Genomic DNA, 637 nt, shown 5'->3' with positions numbered 1-637 from the left:
CCGGCACGGCCGACGCCGGCGCCACGACCCGTGTCCCCGCCGCCGACGCGCCCGGCCCCGGCGACACCGGCACCGCCGTGCGCGACCCGTGGCAGGAGGAGCCCGGCACCCTCGAGGCCACCCACGACCCGCACGAGGTGACGGTCCAGCTCGACGCCGTGCAGATCGGCGCCGGCGGTGTGCTGAGCCGTACCCCCGGAGCGGGCGCGGCGCCCGAGGCGGCCCCCGTGTTCGTCGACGAGTCGGGCCGCCGCAACCGGCTCTACCGCCGTATCGGCCTGGCCGTCGGACTCGCCTGCGCGGGCTACGCCGTCGTCATGGTCGCCACCCTGCTGTCCGGCAACTCCGACGCCCCCTGGATGCCCGTCCCGGGCCAGGAGGACAAGCCCGCCGAGCAGGTCGAGACCACGTCCCGGCCCTCCGCGACCGACCCCGCGCCCAGCGCCGGCACCAGCCTCGACCCCGGCGTCGGCACGCCCACCCCGGGCGCCTCCGACCTGCCCGGGGCCGGCGCCTCCGCCCCCGCTGCGGGCGGCACCGGCGGCACGGTGCGGCAGCCGGACGCCGACGCCCCGGCCACCACCCCGGCCGGCGGCGTCGGCACCCAGCCGGCCACCGGCGGCGGCGACGCGGGCGG

1 pseudogene is annotated in these 637 nt (G+C 80.8%); it reads left to right on the top strand.

From position 1 onward, the window contains the following. Positions 1-637 (top strand): annotated as a pseudogene (locus tag CCN29_RS36825) (hypothetical protein); the annotation flags it as partial.

Origin of the sequence: Streptomyces pseudogriseolus (assembly GCA_002154585.1) — a bacterium.
GTDB lineage: Bacteria > Actinomycetota > Actinomycetes > Streptomycetales > Streptomycetaceae > Streptomyces > Streptomyces pseudogriseolus.
This window is presented reverse-complemented; position numbering and strand designations above follow the sequence as displayed.